An 18,393-nucleotide genomic window follows, 5' to 3' on the forward strand; every position below is an offset into this window, starting at 1 on the left:
AAGTAGTTGGGGTAGTCCAGCTTCTCGATGACCTCGAGCTCGTGCGTCACCAGCTTGCGAACGATGTCCGGCGTCCCTCCGGGATACCGCCACTCGGCGCCGGCCCAGGCCAAGTCGCGCAAGTGCTGGATGGCGGTCTTGCCGGGCGGCACCGGCTCGTCCGGATATTCGTAGCTGAGCTGGGAGAGGTCGAAGCCGATACGCTCGACGATCTCGACGCTCCGCTCCACCGCGCCCGGGAACTTGGCGAACAGGCGGGCCATCTCGGCGGGATGCTTCAGGTGGCGCTCGGCGTTGGCCTGCAGGCGCAGGCCCGCCTCGTTGATCGTGCAGCCCTCGCGGATGCAGGTGACCACGTCCTGCAGCGGCCGCCGCTCGGGGCCGTGGTAGAGGACGTCGTTCACGGCGACCATCGGCGCGCCGTGGTCCCGGGCCAGCGCGGCCAGACGGGCCAGGCGCTGCAGGTCGCGGGCGTGGTAGCGGCGAGCCGCGGCCAGCCAGACCTCGGGCAGTTCGCCGGCGATGCGCCGCAGTTGGCCCTCGAACGCCTCGTCCAGCCGCTCAGGCGGGACCACCAGGGCGAGCTGGCCCTCGGCATGGTCCAGAAAGTCGGTCCAGTGCAGGTCGCACTCGCCCTTCTTCGAGCGGCGCTGGCCGACGGTCAGCAGGCGGGTGAGGCGGCCGTAGGCCTCGCGGTCTGACGGATAGACCAGCAGGCTGGGCGTCCCGTCGGCAAAGTCCAGGCGGCAGCCGGTCAGGGCGCGGACCGTCGAGCCGCCGGCGCGCAGCTGCTGCATGGTCGACCAGGCCCGCACGACGCCCGCCAGCGTGTTGCGGTCACAGATCCCGATGGCTTCGATGCCCAGGGCGTCGGCGCCCGAGACCAGCTCGTGCGGATGCGACGCGCCCCTCAGAAACGAGAAGTTGGTGGTCGCCTGGAGTTCGGCGTAGCGGGTCATCCGAACAGCCCGTGCAGCCACCACTTCGGCGGCGCCTCCGGATCGCCATAGAGGCCGGCGCGAAACAGCCAGAAGCGCGCGCCGTCGGCGTCCTCCACTCGGTAGTAGTCGCGCACCTGGTTCACCGAGACGTCGCCGATCTCGCGCCGCCACCACTCGTCGCCGATGCGCTCAGGCCCCTCGGCGCGGCGGACCTGATGCATGCGGCCGCGCCAGCGGAACTGGCGGGGCGGCTCGTCGGGGGTGAGCGCCATCACCTGCTCCAGCGGCTCGGGCCGGCGGAAGAGCCGCACGGGCCGCGGCGTCTCCGGGTCCCAGGGCTTGGCGGCGGTCTTGGGCGCGCCCAGGGCCGGCGTGCGGGCCACGGCGCGCTCGGGCACATGGCTCTCGACCGGCGCGGCCCGCCACACCCGTTCGGCCCCCAGCCGGTTGGCGAGCCGGTCGACGAGCGGGGCCAGGCTTTCCTCGGGCGCGGGCGCGAGGCTCCCCAGCGCGTCGGCTTGCCGGCCGCCGATGGGCTCGACCTCGTAGGCCCAGGCCAGGACGGCATCGATCCCGAAGCCTGGGTCCACCGTCTCCACCTTGGGGACGAACAGCTTGGCGATGCGGGCGGCGTCGCGGCCGGGCAGGGCGAGGCCCACGCTCAAGGGGAGCACCTTGCCGTCCACCCGGCAGAAGCCCAGTTCGAAGCGCCGCGCGCCGCGGCCGTGCGTCTCCAGCTTCGCGCACAGGCGGGCGCAGACGTCGGCGCTCACCCGGGCCATGTCCTCGGGCGCGCTGATCGGTTCGAAAAAGGCCAGGCGGGCGACAAAGGGCGTAGGCGGTCGGCGGAAGGCCAGCGCCTCCTTCCAGCGGCCCAGGGCCTGGTCCAGCCGGGTCAGGGTGTGGGCGCCGAACCGACGGCCCAGCGGCCCGCGGGGGATCTCCATCAGCTGGCCCAGTTGGCGGAAGCCCAGGCGGTCCAGCTGGGCGGCCGCCTCGGGCTCCAGCCGCAGGGCGGCCGGCGGCAGGGGCTTCAGCAGGTCGGCCTGGCCGCCCGGCGGGGCGATGGTCCCGTCGCGCCCGTAGTGGGCCAGGGCCCAGGCCGCGCCCGGCGTGTCGGCGATCGCGAGGCGGAACGGCAGGCCGGCGGCCAGCAGCCGCTGCCGGAAGTCGGCCATCATCTCGGCCTCGCCGCCCCACAGGTGAGAGACGCCGGTGATGTCCAGGAACAGGCTGTCCGCGCCGTCAGGGGCTACGGCGGGCGAAAAGCGGACGCACCAGTCCACCAGGGCGTCGAGCGCCCGGGCGTCGGCCTCGGGTTCGGCCTCGGCGTTGACCAGTTCCGGCGCCCGGGCCATGGCGTCGGTCGCCTTCTGGCCCGCGAACAGGCCCAGCCGTTGGCCGGCCGTATTGACCGCGTGCAGCCGCCGGACGGCCGCCACGGTCTCGATCAGCGCGAACGGGGCCTCAGGCGGCCTTTCGGACTGCGGATTCCTGCGGCGCCAGTTCGCGATCGCCCAGCCGGGCGACCAGGCGCAGAGGATGCGCGACATCGCCTGCCTCCCAGAGATAGGCCTTCTCGGCCTCCAGGATCCACGCGCCCGTCCGCCCGCCCCGGCAGCGCTCCAAAGTGACCTGGAAGCGCGGCGCGCCCAGGCCGAATTCCACGTCTTCCGACGGCGCGGACGCCACCCGCCAACGAGTCGCCGCCGCCGAGCCCGCGGCCTCGCGCCGGGCCCCGCCGCCGAACGGCCGCCGGCGCAGCACGAAGCCCGTGGCGCCCCGCCGCTCGCAGGCCAGTTGCAGCCGGCGGCCGGCGGTGAGGTCCACGTCCTCGACCTCGGCGATCACGCAGGCGACGCCGGCGGTCCCCAGGGCGTCCTCCATCACGGCGAGGGCCTCGGCGTCGTCCCTGGCGCAGACGCAGATCAGCTTCTCCGCCGGGAAGCCCAGACCGGTCAGCCCGGGGGCCCAGAGGTCGTCCCGGCGCAGGATCCAGACCGCCTCGCCCTTGCGGGCCAGGGGAGAGGCGGCCAGCGCCGCGAAGGCGGCCGGCGCGGCGGCCGTCTCGGTCTCCATCCCCTCGCCGGTGATCTCGTGCCAGCGGGCGAGCGGCAGGCCCCCGCCAGGGAGAGCCTCGTCCAGCTCCGGCGCGCCGAAGGGCAGGACGCCCGCGTCGGGTCGCCCGCCCGTCTCCAGGGCGGCGATCTTCGCCTGCAGCGCGGCGAGCCGCTTGCCGCGAAAATCGGACATGACTTCCGGACTCCTATTGTTCCACTTTCGTTCTCACAACGAGAGGGGCGGAGTCAAGGTTCCGGGATTCTCTCCCGCCGGTCTTCGCGACAGGGGAGGTAGGTCGCCCTACTGCGCCGGCGGAGGGCCACCGCCGAAGTCGAAGCCGGGTTCGCGCTGCCGCTGGCTCCGCCCGAAGGTGTAGGTGAAGCCCACGAAGACGGCGCGCTGGTTGAACTTCCGTTCGGTCCGGCCGCGCAGCGTCGGGGTGTCGAGCACCTGGACGTCCTTCAGCGTCGCCAGCACGTCCTGGGCGGTCACCGTGAACGAGAGGCTGTCGTTCACCTTCCGGCGATAGCCGAGGTTCAGCATGCCGGAGCCTTTCTGATGGCCCTGGGCGGTCAGACGGCGTCCGTTCAGGAAGCCGTTGAACTGCACGAAGTCCTTCGGCGTCACCTGCCAGTTGAGGTTGCCGCGCCCGCTGATGGCGAAGCCGTCGCGCTTATCGGTGAAGCCCAACTGCGAGGCGTCGATCTCGTTCCAGTAGAGATTGCCGCTGATGTTGTAGGTCAGCTTGGGCGTCAGCCGCCCGTTCGCCACCAGCTCCAGCCCGCCCGAGCGGCTCTCGTTCAGGTTCTCGCGGGTGGTCAGGAAGGCGCCGGCGCCGATCGGCGTCACCACGTCGGTGATCCCCTTGGAGCTCTGCCGATAGTAGAGGGTCGCCAGATAGGTCTGGCCGCTCTTCCGGTATTGGTAGCCCAGCTCGAAGGAGTCGGTCTCCTGCGGCTTCAGGAAGGGATTGCCGCGCCGGAAGTTGAGCTGGTTGATCTCGATGACGAACGGATTGAGGTCGTCCGCGCTCGGGCGTTGGATGCGCATGCTGTAGCTGGCGGTCAGCTGCTGGCCTTCGGCCAGCGCGTACGACAGGTGCAGGCTGGGATAGGCCCGGAAGTAGTCGTTCTCCGCCTGCACGGGCCCGCCGGTGGTGAGGTTCAGGTCGAGACGGGTGTCCTCGACCCGCAAGCCGGCGAGGACGGTCGCGTCGCCCACCGGGTGTTGGTAGGTGAGGTAGGCCGAGTTGATCGCCTGCTCGAAGAAGAAGCGGTAGGTCAGCGCCGGATCGACCGGAAGGTCCGCTACGCCGGCGAGGCCTCGGCGGCCGACGCTGCCGTAGTTGTTGTCGTCGTACTGCAGGGCGTAGCCCGCTTTCAACTTGCCCTCGCCCGGCATGGGTCGGGTGTAGTCGACCTTCAGCTCGGTCTGGCGCGTCTCGTTGTCGTAATCACCGAACTCGACCGCGTCCGGGCCCGGCGGGACGTGGAACATGCTCAGGATGTCCCGGTCGCGGCGCACCTCGCCCATCTCATAGCTGGCGTCGACCACCAGTTCATGGCCCTCGCCCGAGAACCTGCGGCGGTAGGTGGTCCCGAGGTCGAGGTTGTCGCGCTTCTCGTCGATGCCTGTGCCGCGGGTCAGCGCACGGGCCAGGCTGCCGTCGGCGGCGTCGAACTCCAGCTGGTCGACGCCGCGACCGCGCGGCCGCATGCCGTGGTAGAGGGCGCCCACCGTGATGCGGCTTGCCTCGTCCAGATCGTAGTCCACGCCGAGCCTGGCGAAGGCCATCTCGATCTCGTTCTTGGCGCGGGTGGTTTGCCGGTTCTCCAGGACCTGGCCCGTCGCCGCGTCCAGCCGCTCGCGCCGTTCGTCGAGCGAGAACTTCTGGCCGTCCCGCCGGAAGCTGAGATCGCCCGAGACAGTGAGCTTGCCGTTGTTGTGCGAGCCCGAGATCCCGCTGTTCCAGCGGCTGCCGGTGCCGATGTTGCCGCGCAGCGAGCCCGAGCTGCCCAGGCGCCGCGTCTTCTTGGTGATCAGGTTGATGACACCGGCGCCGCCCTCCGGGTTCATGGCCGCCGAGGGATTGGTGATCACCTCCACCCGCTCGATCTGGTCGGCCGGCAGGGCCTGCAGAGCCGCGGCCCGGCCTTCGCCCTGGAACATGGTCGAGGGCTTGCCGTCGATCATGATCTGGACGTTGGAGTCGCCGCGCAGGGTCACGTTGCCCTGCACGTCCACCTGCACCGAAGGAATGTTGCGCAGTGCGTCGCTGATCGAGCCCGAGGTGGCCTGCAGGTCCTGGGCGACGCCGTAGCTGCGCCGGTCGATGTCGGTGCGCATGCCGCTCGACTGGCCTTGGACGACGACCTCGCCGACCGTGGCGGGCGCCTTCTGTCCGGGAGCGGCGGACCTCGGAGGCGGCGGCTTCGCTGCTGGCTGGGTCTGGGCGGCGGCTGCCGAGGCCAGCAGCATCGAAGAGGCGCCGGCGAGCAGGATCGAAGCGTTCATCCGCCCGGAGATTACATATGTAATCTCTTGCTGCAAGCGGCCTGAAATCCCTTCCAGTCGCGGATATGCCAAGGTCGTTCCCCCGAACGGTGTTCGCGCCCGACGCGCGGTCTTCGACTGGTCAAGCTTAAGGGCGACTTTGGGGCGAATGGTTGCGGCATCGCCATCTAGACGGGTTAAATCTTGGCAATGAACGGGAGGGCGGAATGAGAGCGCTGTGGATCGGACTGGCCGTCGCGGCCCTGCTCACTGGACCCGCTTCGGGCCAGGCGCAGTCCGCCTCCGAAGCCGCGCCGCGCGTCACGGTCGAGACTGGGGCCGTGGTCGGGACGGCCAACGACCGGGCGAGGATCTTCCGCAACATCCCCTATGCCGCGCCCCCCGTCGGGCCACTGCGCTGGACGCCGCCCCGGCCCGCCGCGAAATGGACCGGCGACCGCGACGCCGCGAAAGCCGGTCCCTCATGCCCGCAGCCCATGAACGCGGACGGCTCGCCGAACAGCGGCGGGGCCAACGGGCCCGTCTCCGAGGACTGCCTGCAGCTGAACGTCTTCGCGCCGAAGCAGGCGAAGGCCGCGCCGGTCATGGTCTGGATCCACGGCGGCTCGCATCGGACCGGCGCCGGCTGGGTCTACGACGGATCGAACTTCGCCCGCGACGGGGTCGTGGTGGTGACGATCAATTACCGGCTGGGCGCCCTGGGCTACTTCGCCCATCCGGCGCTGACGAAGGCCGCCGGCGCCGAGCCTACCGGCAACTTCGGTCTGATGGACCAGATCGCCGCACTGTGGTGGGTCCAGCGGAACATCGCCAAGTTCGGGGGCGATCCGGCGAATGTCACTGTCTTCGGCGAGAGCGCCGGCGGCATGAGCATCCTGGCGCTGCTGGCCACGCCGCAGGCCAAGGGCCTCTACCACAAGGCCGTGGTGCAGTCGGGCCTGGGCTGGTTCGAGCCGAAGACGCTGGCCCAGAAGGAGGCGGAAGGCGCGGGCGCGCTCGCCAAGGCCGGCGTCACGGCCGCGACGGCCGAGGACCTTCGCGCCTTGCCAGTAGAGACGCTGGTGAAGGTGAACGCCCAGTTCGGCCCGTTCACTGACGGCCGGCTGATGACCGGAACCGCGACCCAGGCCCTGGCGGCCGGCGGCTTCGCCGACGTGCCGCTGATCATCGGCTGGAACTCGGGCGAGGACTCGCTGATGGGGCCTGGACCGCTGTCCGCCCAGCAGCTGTCGCAGGTCCCGCCGATGGCGCGCGCCGTCTACCGCGAGGAGGCGGCGGAGGGGGACGAGCGCCTGGCGCGGGCGCTGTTCACCGATCGCATCTTCGGCGGGCCGGCGCGCTGGGTGGCCGCCAAGGCTTCGGGCGGCAGGCCGGCCTGGCTCTACCACTTCAGCTATGTCGCCACGCGGATGCGGCCCAGGGTGACCACCGCCGCCCACGCGGCCGAAATCCCCTACGTCTGGGGATACTGGGGCCGCCGCACGCCGATGAGCTTGGTCAGCGACGAGGACAAGGCGATGGCCACCCTGATGCACGCGTGCTGGGTCACCTTCGCCAAGGCCGGCGCGCCCAAGTGCGGGACCGAGCCGTGGCCCGCCTACGACAGTTCGGACCGGCTGATGGAGTTCGGCGCCCAGAGCGGCGTGCGCACGAACTTCCGCAAAGCGAAACTGGACGCGGTCGAGGCCGTGGCGCTGCCCACCCTCAGACTGCCTTAAGCCGCCCGAACGAATCGCAACGCTTGGCGTTTCCGGACTCTGATCCGGAGACGTCGATGGCCACCCGTCCGACCTGGCAGGGTTACCTGCGCCTGTCCCTCGTGAGCTGCCCCGTGGCGCTCTACACGGCCACCTCGCGCAGCGGCGAGGTGCACTTCAACATGCTGCACAAGGACACGATGAACCGGATCAAGATGATCCCCACCGACCCGGAGACCGGGCCGGTGGACCGGTCCGACATCGTGAAAGGCTACGAGATCGAGAAGGGCCGCTACGTCGTCGTCACGCCCGAGGAGATCCAGAACGTCCGGCTGGAGACGACGCGCACCCTGGATATCGAGCGGTTCGTCGGCGAGGACGACATCGACCGGCTCTACTGGAACGACCCCTACTTCCTGGTGCCCGACGGCGACATGGCGGTCGAGGCGTTCACCGTCATCCGCGAGGCGATGGAGAAGTCCGGGAAGATCGCGCTCGGCCGCCTGGTCATGCACCAGCGCGAGCGCCTGATGGCGCTGGAGCCCAGGGACAAGGGCATCCTGGCCTACACCCTGCGCAACAACCGCGAGGTCAAGGACGCTCAGGAGGTGTTCGACCGCATCCCGGACGTGAAGGTCAGCGCCCAGATGGTCGACATCGCCTCGCGCATCATCGAGCAGCAGGAAGGGGCCTTCGAGCCCAGCCAGTTCAACGACCGCTACGAGGATGCGCTTCGGGCCCTGATCAAGGAAAAGGAGAAGGGCCACACCGTGAAGGCGCCGGACCAGCCGAAGGAGGCCGAGGTCATCGACCTGATGGAAGCCCTGAAGCGCAGCCTGGGCCAGGGCGGTGGGGAGCGCCGCAAGGCGCCGCCGCGGACGGCGGCGTCCGCCAAGACTTCGGCGAAGAAGTCCCCTGCCGCCAAGAAGCCGGCGGCCCGCAAGCCCGCCGCCAAGAAGCGCGCCTGACGCTCGCCTTCAAGCTGTGCCTTAGTGCGCCGGCGCTTGTCACACCGAGCCAGTCGGAAAACAAGCTTTGCCATAAGTTACAGTAATTACTGTATAAAACGGCAAACTTTTCAACAGCTTCGCGTAACATTGCGACTTGTCAGTCACCACTTATAGGTGTGATCTGGCTGGCAGAGCGGGGGGCGGGAAACGCCTGCCGCGCGCGTCGGGGAAGCGGAGTGGTCAGATCGACAGCCAAGCAAGGGGCGCGCTCACGCGCCCGACCCGGCGCCGGAACAGCCTCTAACCCATAAGGTCCATAGGGAATGGAACGCATCTCGATTGACGCCCTCGGGCTCGCCTCGCCCGAGGCCGGCGCGGTTGACGCCCTGCCGCTTCGGCTGGACGACCTCGCCGGCCAGGCCACCTGGGCCGGCAAGCCGATCTTCACGCTCGAACAGGTGATCGGCCAGCTAGACGGCGGCGCCACGATCGGCGGCAAGACGATCACCTACACGTTCTTCGACGGGAAGCACCCGATCGGCATCTATCACAACCCGAACTACGAGGAGTTCTTCCCGGAACCGGCCGGCTTCACGCCGTTCAATGAGGCGCAGCGCGAGGCGGCTCGGCTTGCCATGGAGCTGTGGGACGACCTGATCGCGCCCTCGATCACCGAAAAGAACGGCAACGGCGCGGACATCACGCTGGCGAACACCTCCACCGGCCCGGCCCAGGCCTGGGCCTACTACGGTTCCAACAGCGGCCCGAAGTATCAGGGCGACGTCTGGATCGCCGACCCGGCCGTGAACTGGAGCAACGCCTGGTTGAACTACAACGGCTATGGCTTCACCACGCTGGTCCACGAGATCGGCCACTCGCTGGGGCTCAGCCACCCGGGCGACTACAACTTCGGCGATGACAACGACGGGGACGGCGAGCCCGACCCGATCACCTACGAAGGCGACGCCTTCTACGCCCAGGACACCGAGCAGTTCTCAATCATGTCCTACTTCGATCCGCGGAAGTCGGGCGCGCTGCCGGTGGACGCCGAGACGGGCCTGATCGCCAACGCCCAGACCCCGATGGTGCACGACATCTACGTCATCCAGCAGAAGTACGGCGCCGACCCGACCACGCGCGTGGGCGACACGACCTACGGCTTCAACTCGAACGCCGGCCGCGACATTTACGACTTCTCGTCGAACCAGATGCCGTATCTGTCGATCTACGACGCCGGCGGCCACGACACGCTGGACCTGTCGGGCGCCGAGGCCGGCGTGTTCATCGACCTGCGCCCGGGCAGCTACTCCTCGATCGCGGTGCGCCCGACGCTGGCCGAAGCCAACGCCGCGACGGAGGTGTTCAACGCCGCCACGGACGACGTCCAAGGCGACTTCGCGCTCTGGACCGAAACGAGCCTGAACACCTTCCTCAACAACATCTCGAACACCATCTCGAACCAGATCAACGCCTTCACCGGCGTGTCGGGCGTCCGGGCGCTGTCGTTCCAGAACGTCGGCATCGCCTACGGGACGGTGATCGAGGACGCCGTCGGCGGCTCGCAACGCGACTACCTGGTCGGCAACCACGTCGCCAACAAGCTCTCCGGCAACGGCGGCAACGACGTGCTGAACGGGCTGGAAGGCAACGACACGCTGAGCGGCGGCGCCGGCGCGGACGAGTTCCGCTTCACGGCGCTGGGCGGCTCCGACCGGATCACCGACTACGCCCAGGGCGTGGACCGGCTGAACCTGTCGGAAATCGACGCCAACACCGGCGTCGCCAACGACCAGGCCTTCGTGCTCGTCGGCGCCTTCACCGGCGCGGCCGGCCAGGCGGTGCTGAGCTACGCCGGCGGCGTCTCCACCCTGCGCCTCGACGTGAACGGCGATGGGACGTCCGATCTGGACATCGTCATGAACGGCCAGGTGACCGACACCTCGAACTGGCTGCTGTAGACGCGACGGGGCTCCCGACCTCCGGACCGGGAGCCCCGCTGTTTCCGCCCTGCCGGCGCCCGCGCGGAACCGGCCAGGCTCCACCGTTGTTGGCTCTTCCAGGAAGATCCTCGGGAGGACGCCATGCGACGTCTGCTTGTGCTGGCCGCCGCTGCGACGGTGCTTGGCGGGTGCGTGACCTCGCCCCGGGAAACGGTGCTCACCCTCGACAGCACCGATCGCAAGTGGAACTCGAAACGTTGCATCGCCGCCCGCAAGGAGGCGGCGCGCTTCGACGAGCACAAGGACGGGCACACGGTCATCAAGATCGTCGGCAACCTCATCGTGCCGTTCGCCGGCACGGCCACCTCCTTCGCAATGAACCGCCTGCGCGACGACGAACGGGCCGAGCTGAACGAGAAGGTCCGCCGCGCCTGCATCTCCGACCCGCTGGGCGAGAAACGGCGCCGGGTCGCCAGCCGCTAGCGCCCGAGCTTTCTGATCGCATCCTTGAGCGGCCGTTCGGCGTCGCAGTAGTCGGCCCAGGCCTTGGTCTTCTTCAGCAGGGCCGGCGCGGTCCGGATGGTCCACTTCTTCGGGTCGAGGCCCGGCTTCACCAGATCCCAGGTCAGCGGGAAGGACACGGGCGCCAGCGGCCGCCCGCGGGGCGACAGCGGGGCCACCGCCGTCGACATGCGGTCGTTGCGCAGATAGTCGAGGAAGATCCGGCCCTTACGTTTGGCCTTGGCCATGTTGACCACGTACTTCTCGGGCGCGTCGGCGGCGATCGCCAGGCAGACGTCCTGGGCGAACTTCTTCGCCGTCTTCCAGTCCATCTCGCCCTTGCCCGCCTTCAGCGGGGTCACGACGTGCAAACCCTTGCCGCCTGTGGTCTTACAGAAGGGGACGAGGCCCAACGCTTCCAGTCGCTCCTTCACCTCCAGCGCACCCTCGATCACCCGCGTGAACGGGATGTCCTCGTCCGGATCGAGGTCGAAGATCAACCGGCCCGGGACTTCCGGCTGGAAGGGCTGGCAGCCCCACGGGTGGTATTCCACCGCGCCGATCTGGGCCATGGCCGCCAAGGCCTCGATCCGATCCAGCTGCAGGTAAGGCTTGTGATCGCCGAATACCTGCACTTCCGAGATCAGCGCGGATGAGCCCTTGCCGGCGTGGCGCTGGAAGAACCGCTGCTGGCCATTGATGCCGTCGGGCATGCGGATGATCGAGCAGGGGCGGCCCTTGATGTGCTCCATCATCCAAGGGCCGACCTCCTCCAGATAGCGGGCGAGGTCGAGCTTGGTGACCACGCCGCCCTGGCCGTCGTCGGGCCAGAGCGGCTTGTCCGGGTTCGACAGCACCACGCCCATGACGACGTTGCCGCCGGACTTCGACTTGGCCGGGGCCTTGGCCTTCGGCGCCGGTTTCGGCTCAGGCTCGGCCAGTTCCGTCTTGGCCGGGATTTCGGCCTCCACCTCCGCCGCCGGCTTGTCCTCGCGCACCCCCTTGAAGCTGCCCTGGCGCACGTTGCCGTCGCCAGTGAAACCGGCGAACTCGATCTCGGCCACCAACTCGGGCCGCGCCCAGTTGATGTCGCCGCTCTTGCGGGGCGCATTCGGGCCGGTGAAAGGGCTCTTGTCCGACGCCAGCTTCTCGAGCCTCGGTAGCAGGCGGGCCACCTTGTCCCGGCCGAAACCGGTGCCGACCCGGCCGACGTAGACGAGGCGGCCTTCACGGTTCACGCCGACGAGCAGCGAGCGCAGCTGGCCCTTCTCGCCGGTCCAGCCGCCGATCACCACCTCATGGCCCGCACGACACTTGGACTTCTGCCAGGTGTCGCTGCGTCCGGAGCGATAGGGCGCGTCCAGGCGCTTGGAGACGATGCCCTCGAGCGACATGCGGCAGGCCGACTGCAGAACCGCCTCGCCGGCCGTCTCGAAATGGTCGACGTAGCGGATCCGCCGCTCGAGGCTCTTGCCGGCGGCCTCGACCGTCTCCCGTAGCCGCGCCTTGCGGTCGCGCAGCGACTGGTTGCGCAGGTCCTCGCCCTCGACGAACAGCGCGTCGAACACGAAGAACACCAGGTCCTGGGTCTTGCCGTCCGACAGCGCCGCCTGCAGCGCCGGAAAGTCGGGCGAGCCGTTGTGGTCCAGGGCGCAGGCCTCGCCGTCATAGAGACCATCGGGCAGCGCCTTGGCGTCGGCGGCGATCTCCTTGAACTTCGTCGTCCAGTCGAGGCCCTTGCGCGTCTTGAGCGTCGCCTTGCCCTTCTCGACGCGCAGCTGCAGCCGGTAGCCGTCGAACTTGATCTCATGCGCCCAGCCAGCGCCCGGCGGCGGCCGGTCCGCGGACTTGGCCAGTTGCGGCTCGACGAAGCCCGGAAGGCCGGCGGCCTTCAGCTTCGGAGGCGGCGCGGCTTTCTCCGCCGCCGGACGGGGCGTCTCCGTCTCGGCGCGGTTCGACTGCCAGACGTCCTTGCCTGAGGCCCGGCCTTTGCCGGTCATGAACTTCGTCGGGCCCTTGCCCTTGCCAGCCTCGATCTCCTCCATGCTGCGGCCTGAGGCGACTGAGGTGGTCTCCCCCTCGACCAGGAACTCGCCTTCCTCCTCAACGGCCCAGCCGTCCCGGTGCTTGATCAGCAGCCAGTTGTCGCGCTTCTCGCGCTCGCGGCGCTTCATCCGGACCAGCACCCACGAGCCCTTCAGCCGCTCACCATCGAGGGTGAACTTCAGGTCACCCTTCTTCAGCATGGCGCGTGGATCACCCTCGGGCTCCCAGTAGCCGCGGTCCCACAGCATGACCGTGCCGCCGCCGTACTGTCCCTTGGGGATGGTCCCCTCGAAGTCGCCGTAGTCGAGCGGGTGGTCCTCAGTCTGCACGGCGAGCCTGCGGTCGCCCGGATCGAGCGACGGACCCTTGGTGACCGCCCAGGACAGGAACACCCCGTCCAACTCCAGCCGGAAGTCGTAGTGCAGCCGCGTCGCCGCATGCTTCTGGATCACGAACCTCAGGCGCTTGGACGGCTTGGTCTTGTCCGCGCCTGCGGGCTCGGCGGTCTGGGAGAAGTCGCGCATGGCGCGGTATTTCGCGAGCTTATCGGCCACGGGTCCTCCAAAGGCTCCGCTGGCTGAACGCCGGGACGGCCGGTTGGATCAGCTCGCCAGCGCCGTACGCCGTTCCTTCATGCCCTGCAGCGCCCGGACGAAGGCGTCGCGCCAGGCGGTGACGTCCTCGCGCTGGACGGTCTCGAAGAGCGCGCTCCAGCGGCGGACCCGTTCGGCCTTGTCCATGGCGAGCGCGCGCTTGATGGCCTCGGCCACTTCCTCGGCGCTGTTCGGATTGACCAGCAGCGCCTCCTGCATCTGGCGCGCGGCTCCGGCGAAGCGCGACAGGATCAGCACGCCCGGATCCTCCGGGTTCTGAGCGGCCACGAACTCCTTGGCGACGAGGTTCATGCCGTCGCGCAGCGGCGTGACGAGGCCCACGCGCGCGGCGCCGTAGATGCCGGCCAGCTCGTCGCGCCGGTAGTTCTTGTTCACGTAGCGGATCGGCGCCCAGTCCACGTCGGCGAAGGCGCCGTTGATGCGGCCGGAGAGGCTGTCCAGCCGTTGCCGGATCTCCTGATAGGCCTCGACGCTCTCGCGGCTGACGGGCGCGATCTGCAGCATCAGCACCTCGCGGCGCATGTCGGGGTTCTCGGTCAGGAACCGCTCGAAGCCCAGGAAGCGCTCTTCCAGGCCCTTCGAGTAGTCGAGCCGGTCGACGCCGACGATCAGGTGCCGGAAGACCGTGCAGGCGGTCATGAGGTCGCGCATCCGGCGGGCCTTGCCATTCTTCAGCAGTCGGCCGAAGTCCTGTGCGTCGATGCCGATGGGGAAGGCGCCGGTCGACACAGTCCGACCGAAAGCCTTCAACAAGCCTGGTTCCGGCTGCACGCCGCCGGCCTCGCTCAGAACGTACTCCTCAAAGGCCTGCTGGTACTCGACCGTCTGGAAGCCCAGGAGGTCGTAGTCGAACATCGCCTCCACCAGCTGGCGGTGGCGCGGCAGGTTGATGAACACCTGGTGCGCCGGCCAGGGGATGTGCAGGAAGAAGCCGATCCGGTTCTTGATCCCCAGCTTCCGAAGCTCCCGGGCCAGCGGAATCAGGTGGTAGTCGTGGATCCAGATCAGGTCGTCAGGTTCGATCAGCGGCGCCAGCGTGTCGGCAAACCGGCAGTTCACCCGCCGATAGCCTTCGCCATAGCTGCGGTCGAACGCGGCCAGATCGTTGCGGTAATGGAAGAGCGGCCAAAGGGTCTTGTTGGCGTAGCCGTTGTAGTACTCCTCGAGGTCGATCTCCTCGAGGTCGACGGTGGCTGCGGTCACCCCGCCCACCTTCTCGATGTTGAGCTGCCCGGTGAACTCGGGCGTGGTCTTGCCGCTCCAGCCGAACCACAGGCCGGAGTACTCGCGCAGCGCCGCGGCCAGCGCCATGGCCAGACCGCCGACGCTCTCCTCGCCCTCGCCGGTGGGCGGGTTCACGCGGTTGGAGACGACGATCAGCCGGCTCATGTCGCGGCCTCCAGCCAGGCGATCACCTCGTCGACGCCGCCCAGGCGGAACAACGCGTGGGTGCGGCGGAGCGGCCCCACCAGGATGCCGAACCCGCCCAGGCGCCGGACCTCTTCGAAACCGTGCTCGTCGGTGGAGTCGTCCCCCACGAAGATCGGCGTCGCGCCTTCGAACCGCGCCGATTCCATGAAGGTGCGAACCGAGTCGCCTTTCGTGGGGCCGGGCGTGCGCAGCTCCTCCACCATGTCGCCGTCTTGCACCGTAAGGCCCGTCTCGTTGGCGATCTCATGGGCGATTTCGCGCGCCGCGCCCGCCTGAGCGCGGGCGAGGCGGAAGTGCAAGGCGACGCTGGAGCCCTTCTCCTCGACGATCAGGCCCGAGTCGCGCGCGGCGAACTCTCGCAGACGCTCGGCGGCCTCGTGCAGGCGCGGATGCGGCGGCGCCTCCTGCACATCGCCATCGCAATCGCGGCGCACCAGGCCGTGGACGGCCGCCACGCAGGTCACCCTGCTCTCAAGGATCCGATCGACGTCGGCGAGCGTGCGGCCGCTGACCACCGCGAGGCGTCCTTCCAACCCGTCGTTCAGCTTCTCGAGCAGGCGGGTGCGGCGCGCGTCGGGACGCACGTCCTGCGGGCGCGCGGCGATCGGCGCCAGCGTGCCGTCCAGGTCGAGGAACAGCGCAGCGCCGCGCAGCCGAAGTGGCTTCGGCGCGGGCAGATGAACTGTGAGAGCTTCGACTGACATGAAGATTCCCACCCCTGTGCGGTGCTTAACGCACAGGCTCCGTATTCGATCCGAGCTTGACCGTAGGCCAAGAACTCGCGACCGGTCTTGACGTTCCGGCACGCTTGGCGTGGTTTCGCGCTCCGCTTGCTCCACCACCATCGGGATTCTCCACATGGCCCAGACGTCGCAGGCCGATGCGATCGTGCTGTTCGGCGGCACGGGCGACCTTGCGCGCCGGATGCTGCTGCCCTCGCTGTACTTCCTCGACGCAGACGGTTTCCTGCCGGACGGCTTCCACATCGTGGCCACGGCCCGCCAGGACATGAGCCGCGACGCCTTCGTGGAAGCCACCCACGCGATCCTGAAAGAGCGGGCCGAAGGGCTGGAGGACGGCGCCTGGGCGAGATTCTCCGCCCGCCTTGACTATGTGGCCGCCGACGCCACGACGCCGGAGGGCGCGGCGGGGCTGAAGGTCGCCCTCGGCTCGAGCGCGCGACCGATCTTCTACCTGGCGATCTCGCCCAGCCTGTACGAGCGGGTGACGAAGGCGCTGCAGGCGTCCGGGCTGGCCACGGAGGCTAGCCGCATCGTGCTGGAGAAGCCGATCGGCCGCGACCTCGAGACCTCGCGGCACATCAACGGCGTCCTGGGCCAGGTGTTCGACGAGAACCAGGTGTTCCGCATCGACCACTACCTCGGCAAGGAGACGGTTCAGAACCTGATCGCGCTGAGGTTCGCCAACACCTTGTTCGAGCCGCTGTGGAACAGCCTCTCCATCGACCACGTGCAGATCACCGTGGCCGAAACCGAGGGCGTCGGGTCGCGCTGGCCCTATTACGACGAGTACGGCGCGCTACGGGACATGCTGCAGAACCACATGCTGCAGCTCCTTTGCCTGGTGGCCATGGAGCCGCCGGCCGACATGGAGCCGGACTCGGTTCGCAACGAGAAGGTGAAGGTGCTGCGCTCCCTGCGCCGCTTCACCCGAGTGGACGCGGCCGAGAAGTCGGTCCGGGGCCAGTACACGGCAGGCGTGGTCGGCGGGAAGGCCGTCGAGGGTTACGAGACCGAGCGCGGACAGAAGACCGGCACCGAAACCTTCGTGGCGCTCCGGGCCGACATCGACAACTGGCGCTGGGCGGGCGTGCCGTTCTTCCTGCGCACGGGCAAGCGGATGCCCGAGAAGCGGACGCAGATCGCCATCCAGTTCAAGCCGGTGCCGCACTCCATCTTCGGCCAGGCCTCGGCCCCAGACCTTTCGCCCAACCGGCTGGTCATCGACCTGCAGCCGGACGAGGACATCTCGCTGACCCTGATGAACAAGGCGCCGGGCCTCTCCTCAGGCGGCATGCGTCTGCAATCCCTGCCGCTCTCGCTGTCGTTGCTCTCCACCTACGAGGGCAAGGGCGGCCGTCGCCGGATCGCCTATGAGCGCCTGTTGCTTGACGCGCTGCACGGCGACGCCACGCTGTTCGTACGCCGCGACGAGGTGGAGGAAGCCTGGCGCTGGGTCGACGGCGTCGCCGACGCCTGGGCCGAAGCCAACATCCAGCCCAAGCCCTATGCGGCCGGCAGCTGGGGTCCCTCGGGCGCGTTCGCGCTCATCGAGCGCTTCGGCAAAGCCTGGTCGGACTAACCCGTATGCCCCGCTCGGGAAACGGGCGTGGGCTCCCCGAAGCGGAACGGGTCACGGTCCAGCGCCATGCGCACCTTGCTGATCTCGTTCGAGGTCTCGAGGATCTCGACGATGTCGTAGAAGGCGCGCGCCTCGTCGATGGCGCCCGGCTTCGACAGGCGGTCGGCGGCGAGCTCCTGGATCCGGCTGATGACGGCGTCGGCCGCCTCGAGCGCCTCGCGCAGCTTGGCTTCGTCGGTCATACCGGCGTTACCGCGCAGACCGGGCGATGGTTCCCTCAGCGTACGCTGGTCCAGGGCTTGGACAGCAGGGTCGCGCAGTTGATCAGGCCGACCAGCGAGTAGGTCTGGGGGTAATTGCCCCACAGTTCGTCCCCGGTGAACGAGATGTCTTCCGAGAGCAGGCCCGCGGCCGTACGCCGGTCCAGCATCTCCTCGAACAGCTCGCGCGCCTCGGCCGTCCGGCCGGAGAGATGGAGCGCCTCGATCAGCCAGAAGGTGCAGAAGTTGAACGCCGTCTGCGGCAGGCCGAAGTCGTCCGGCAGGGCGTAGCGCAGCATGAAGGGGCCGCGCCGGAGGCCATGCTCCACCGCCGCCATCGTCGCCTGCATCCGCGGGTCGTCGGGCGAGACGAAGCGCACGTCGATCAGCTGAAGTAACGACGCGTCCAGCTCGTCGCCGCCGAAAGTGGCCGCGAACCGGCCCTCCGTCTCGTTCCACGCGCGGGTCTCGATCGTCTTGCGCACCTCGGCGGCCTTGCCGTTCCAGTAGGCGGCGCGATCGGCCAGGCCCAGCTTCTCGGCGGCGTTGCCCAGCCGGTCGCAGGCGGCCCAGCACATGACGGACGAATAGGTGTGCACGGCTTCCCGTCCGCGGAACTCCCAGAGGCTGGCGTCGGGCTTGTCGTGCAGCTCGAAGGCGCGCTCGCCGATCGGCTCCAGGGCCTTGAAGTCCTCAACCGTCGCGGGCCTCAGCAGCCGCTCGTCGAAGAACGCCTGCACGGTCGAGAGCACGATCTGGCCGTAGACATCATGCTGCAGGTGCTCGTGCGCCTGGTTGCCGATCCGGACCGGGCCGATGCCGCGGTAGCCCGGCAGGTGCGGGGCGATCCATTCGGTCAGCACCGGCTCGAGGCCGACGCCATAGACCGGCTGCACGTGGCCGGCCTTGGTGCGGTCCACCACCATCGAAGGGCCTAGCCCGGGGATGGAGGGCTGACCCGTCGCGCCATAGACCGGCTGCATCTCGCCGCGGCCGGCCAGGTCCACCAGGTTGCGCAGGTAGACCAGGTAGTTCTCCAGCATGTCGGCCGCGCCCAGCCGGTTCAGCGCCTGGACGACGTAATAGGCGTCCCGCAGCCAGCAGTACCGGTAGTCC

At 69.0% G+C, this 18,393-nt stretch carries 14 protein-coding genes; 5 read left to right on the top strand and 9 right to left on the bottom strand.

The window, feature by feature from the left end; genetic code table 11:
* The 4 genes from RIF93_RS09755 to RIF93_RS09770 all read right to left on the bottom strand — a co-directional run.
* Positions 1-959: PHP domain-containing protein (locus RIF93_RS09755; RefSeq protein WP_309090798.1), on the bottom strand; the 959-nt coding region annotated here is incomplete at its 3' end.
* Positions 956-2,494, bottom strand: a complete 1,539-nt coding sequence (locus RIF93_RS09760; RefSeq protein ID WP_309090800.1) for a DUF6504 family protein — start codon at positions 2,492-2,494, stop codon at positions 956-958. The genes RIF93_RS09755 and RIF93_RS09760, both read right to left, overlap by 4 nt.
* Complete coding sequence (locus tag RIF93_RS09765; protein ID WP_309090802.1) at positions 2,409-3,194, bottom strand: protein imuA; 786 nt, start codon at positions 3,192-3,194, stop codon at positions 2,409-2,411. Before RIF93_RS09765 ends, RIF93_RS09760 begins: the two co-directional genes overlap by 86 nt.
* Positions 3,195-3,302: 108 nt before the next feature.
* Positions 3,303-5,516 carry a TonB-dependent receptor domain-containing protein gene (locus RIF93_RS09770; protein ID WP_309090804.1) on the bottom strand — a complete coding sequence of 738 codons (2,214 nt, stop codon included), beginning with the start codon at positions 5,514-5,516 and terminating at the stop codon, positions 3,303-3,305.
* Between the two features lie 206 nt (positions 5,517-5,722).
* Between RIF93_RS09770 and RIF93_RS09775 the strand changes: the two genes are divergently transcribed.
* From RIF93_RS09775 to RIF93_RS09790, 4 genes are all read left to right on the top strand, one after another.
* On the top strand, positions 5,723-7,234 hold the full coding sequence (locus RIF93_RS09775; protein ID WP_309090806.1) for a carboxylesterase family protein: 1,512 nt from the start codon (positions 5,723-5,725) through the stop codon (positions 7,232-7,234).
* 56 nt (positions 7,235-7,290) lie between these two features.
* Entirely contained in the window at positions 7,291-8,181 is an 891-nt protein-coding gene (locus tag RIF93_RS09780) for a Ku protein (RefSeq protein WP_309090808.1), read from the top strand.
* Positions 8,182-8,486: 305 nt separating this feature from the next.
* The gene (locus RIF93_RS09785; RefSeq protein ID WP_309090810.1) at positions 8,487-10,121 is read left to right on the top strand and encodes a M10 family metallopeptidase C-terminal domain-containing protein; all 1,635 of its coding nucleotides are present in this window, start codon (positions 8,487-8,489) and stop codon (positions 10,119-10,121) included.
* A gap of 123 nt (positions 10,122-10,244) precedes the next feature.
* A complete protein-coding gene (locus RIF93_RS09790; RefSeq protein WP_309090812.1) occupies positions 10,245-10,586 on the top strand; it encodes a hypothetical protein in 342 nt (113 codons plus the stop codon).
* Here the strand turns inward: RIF93_RS09790 and ligD are convergent.
* The 3 genes from ligD to otsB are packed head-to-tail and all read right to left on the bottom strand — an operon-like array spanning position 10,583 to position 15,399.
* A complete protein-coding gene (gene ligD / locus RIF93_RS09795) occupies positions 10,583-13,204 on the bottom strand; it encodes a DNA ligase D (protein ID WP_309090814.1) in 2,622 nt (873 codons plus the stop codon). The two genes, RIF93_RS09790 and ligD, sit on opposite strands and share 4 nt — an antisense overlap.
* 48 nt (positions 13,205-13,252) lie before the next feature.
* Positions 13,253-14,653, bottom strand: coding sequence for an alpha,alpha-trehalose-phosphate synthase (UDP-forming) (gene otsA, locus RIF93_RS09800; protein WP_309090816.1), 1,401 nt, complete (start codon positions 14,651-14,653; stop codon positions 13,253-13,255).
* Positions 14,650-15,399, bottom strand: a complete 750-nt coding sequence (gene otsB, locus RIF93_RS09805) for a trehalose-phosphatase (RefSeq protein WP_309090818.1) — start codon at positions 15,397-15,399, stop codon at positions 14,650-14,652. The genes otsA and otsB overlap by 4 nt, the downstream gene beginning before the upstream one ends.
* 154 nt (positions 15,400-15,553) lie before the next feature.
* Between otsB and zwf the strand changes: the two genes are divergently transcribed.
* Positions 15,554-17,017: a glucose-6-phosphate dehydrogenase gene (gene zwf / locus RIF93_RS09810; protein ID WP_309090820.1), complete on the top strand. Its 1,464-nt coding sequence runs from the start codon at positions 15,554-15,556 to the stop codon at positions 17,015-17,017.
* Here zwf and RIF93_RS09815 read toward each other — a convergent pair.
* Together RIF93_RS09815 and RIF93_RS09820 are read right to left on the bottom strand one after the other, a co-directional pair.
* Positions 17,014-17,259 carry a hypothetical protein gene (locus tag RIF93_RS09815; RefSeq protein WP_309090822.1) on the bottom strand — a complete coding sequence of 82 codons (246 nt, stop codon included), beginning with the start codon at positions 17,257-17,259 and terminating at the stop codon, positions 17,014-17,016. The genes zwf and RIF93_RS09815 overlap by 4 nt on opposite strands.
* Before the next feature lie 35 nt (positions 17,260-17,294).
* Positions 17,295-18,393, bottom strand: a 1,099-nt coding sequence (locus RIF93_RS09820) for a glycoside hydrolase family 15 protein (RefSeq protein WP_309090824.1), incomplete at its 5' end; no start/stop codon positions are given.

The sequence above is a fragment of the Phenylobacterium sp. genome, assembly GCF_031181185.1.
GTDB lineage: Bacteria > Pseudomonadota > Alphaproteobacteria > Caulobacterales > Caulobacteraceae > Phenylobacterium.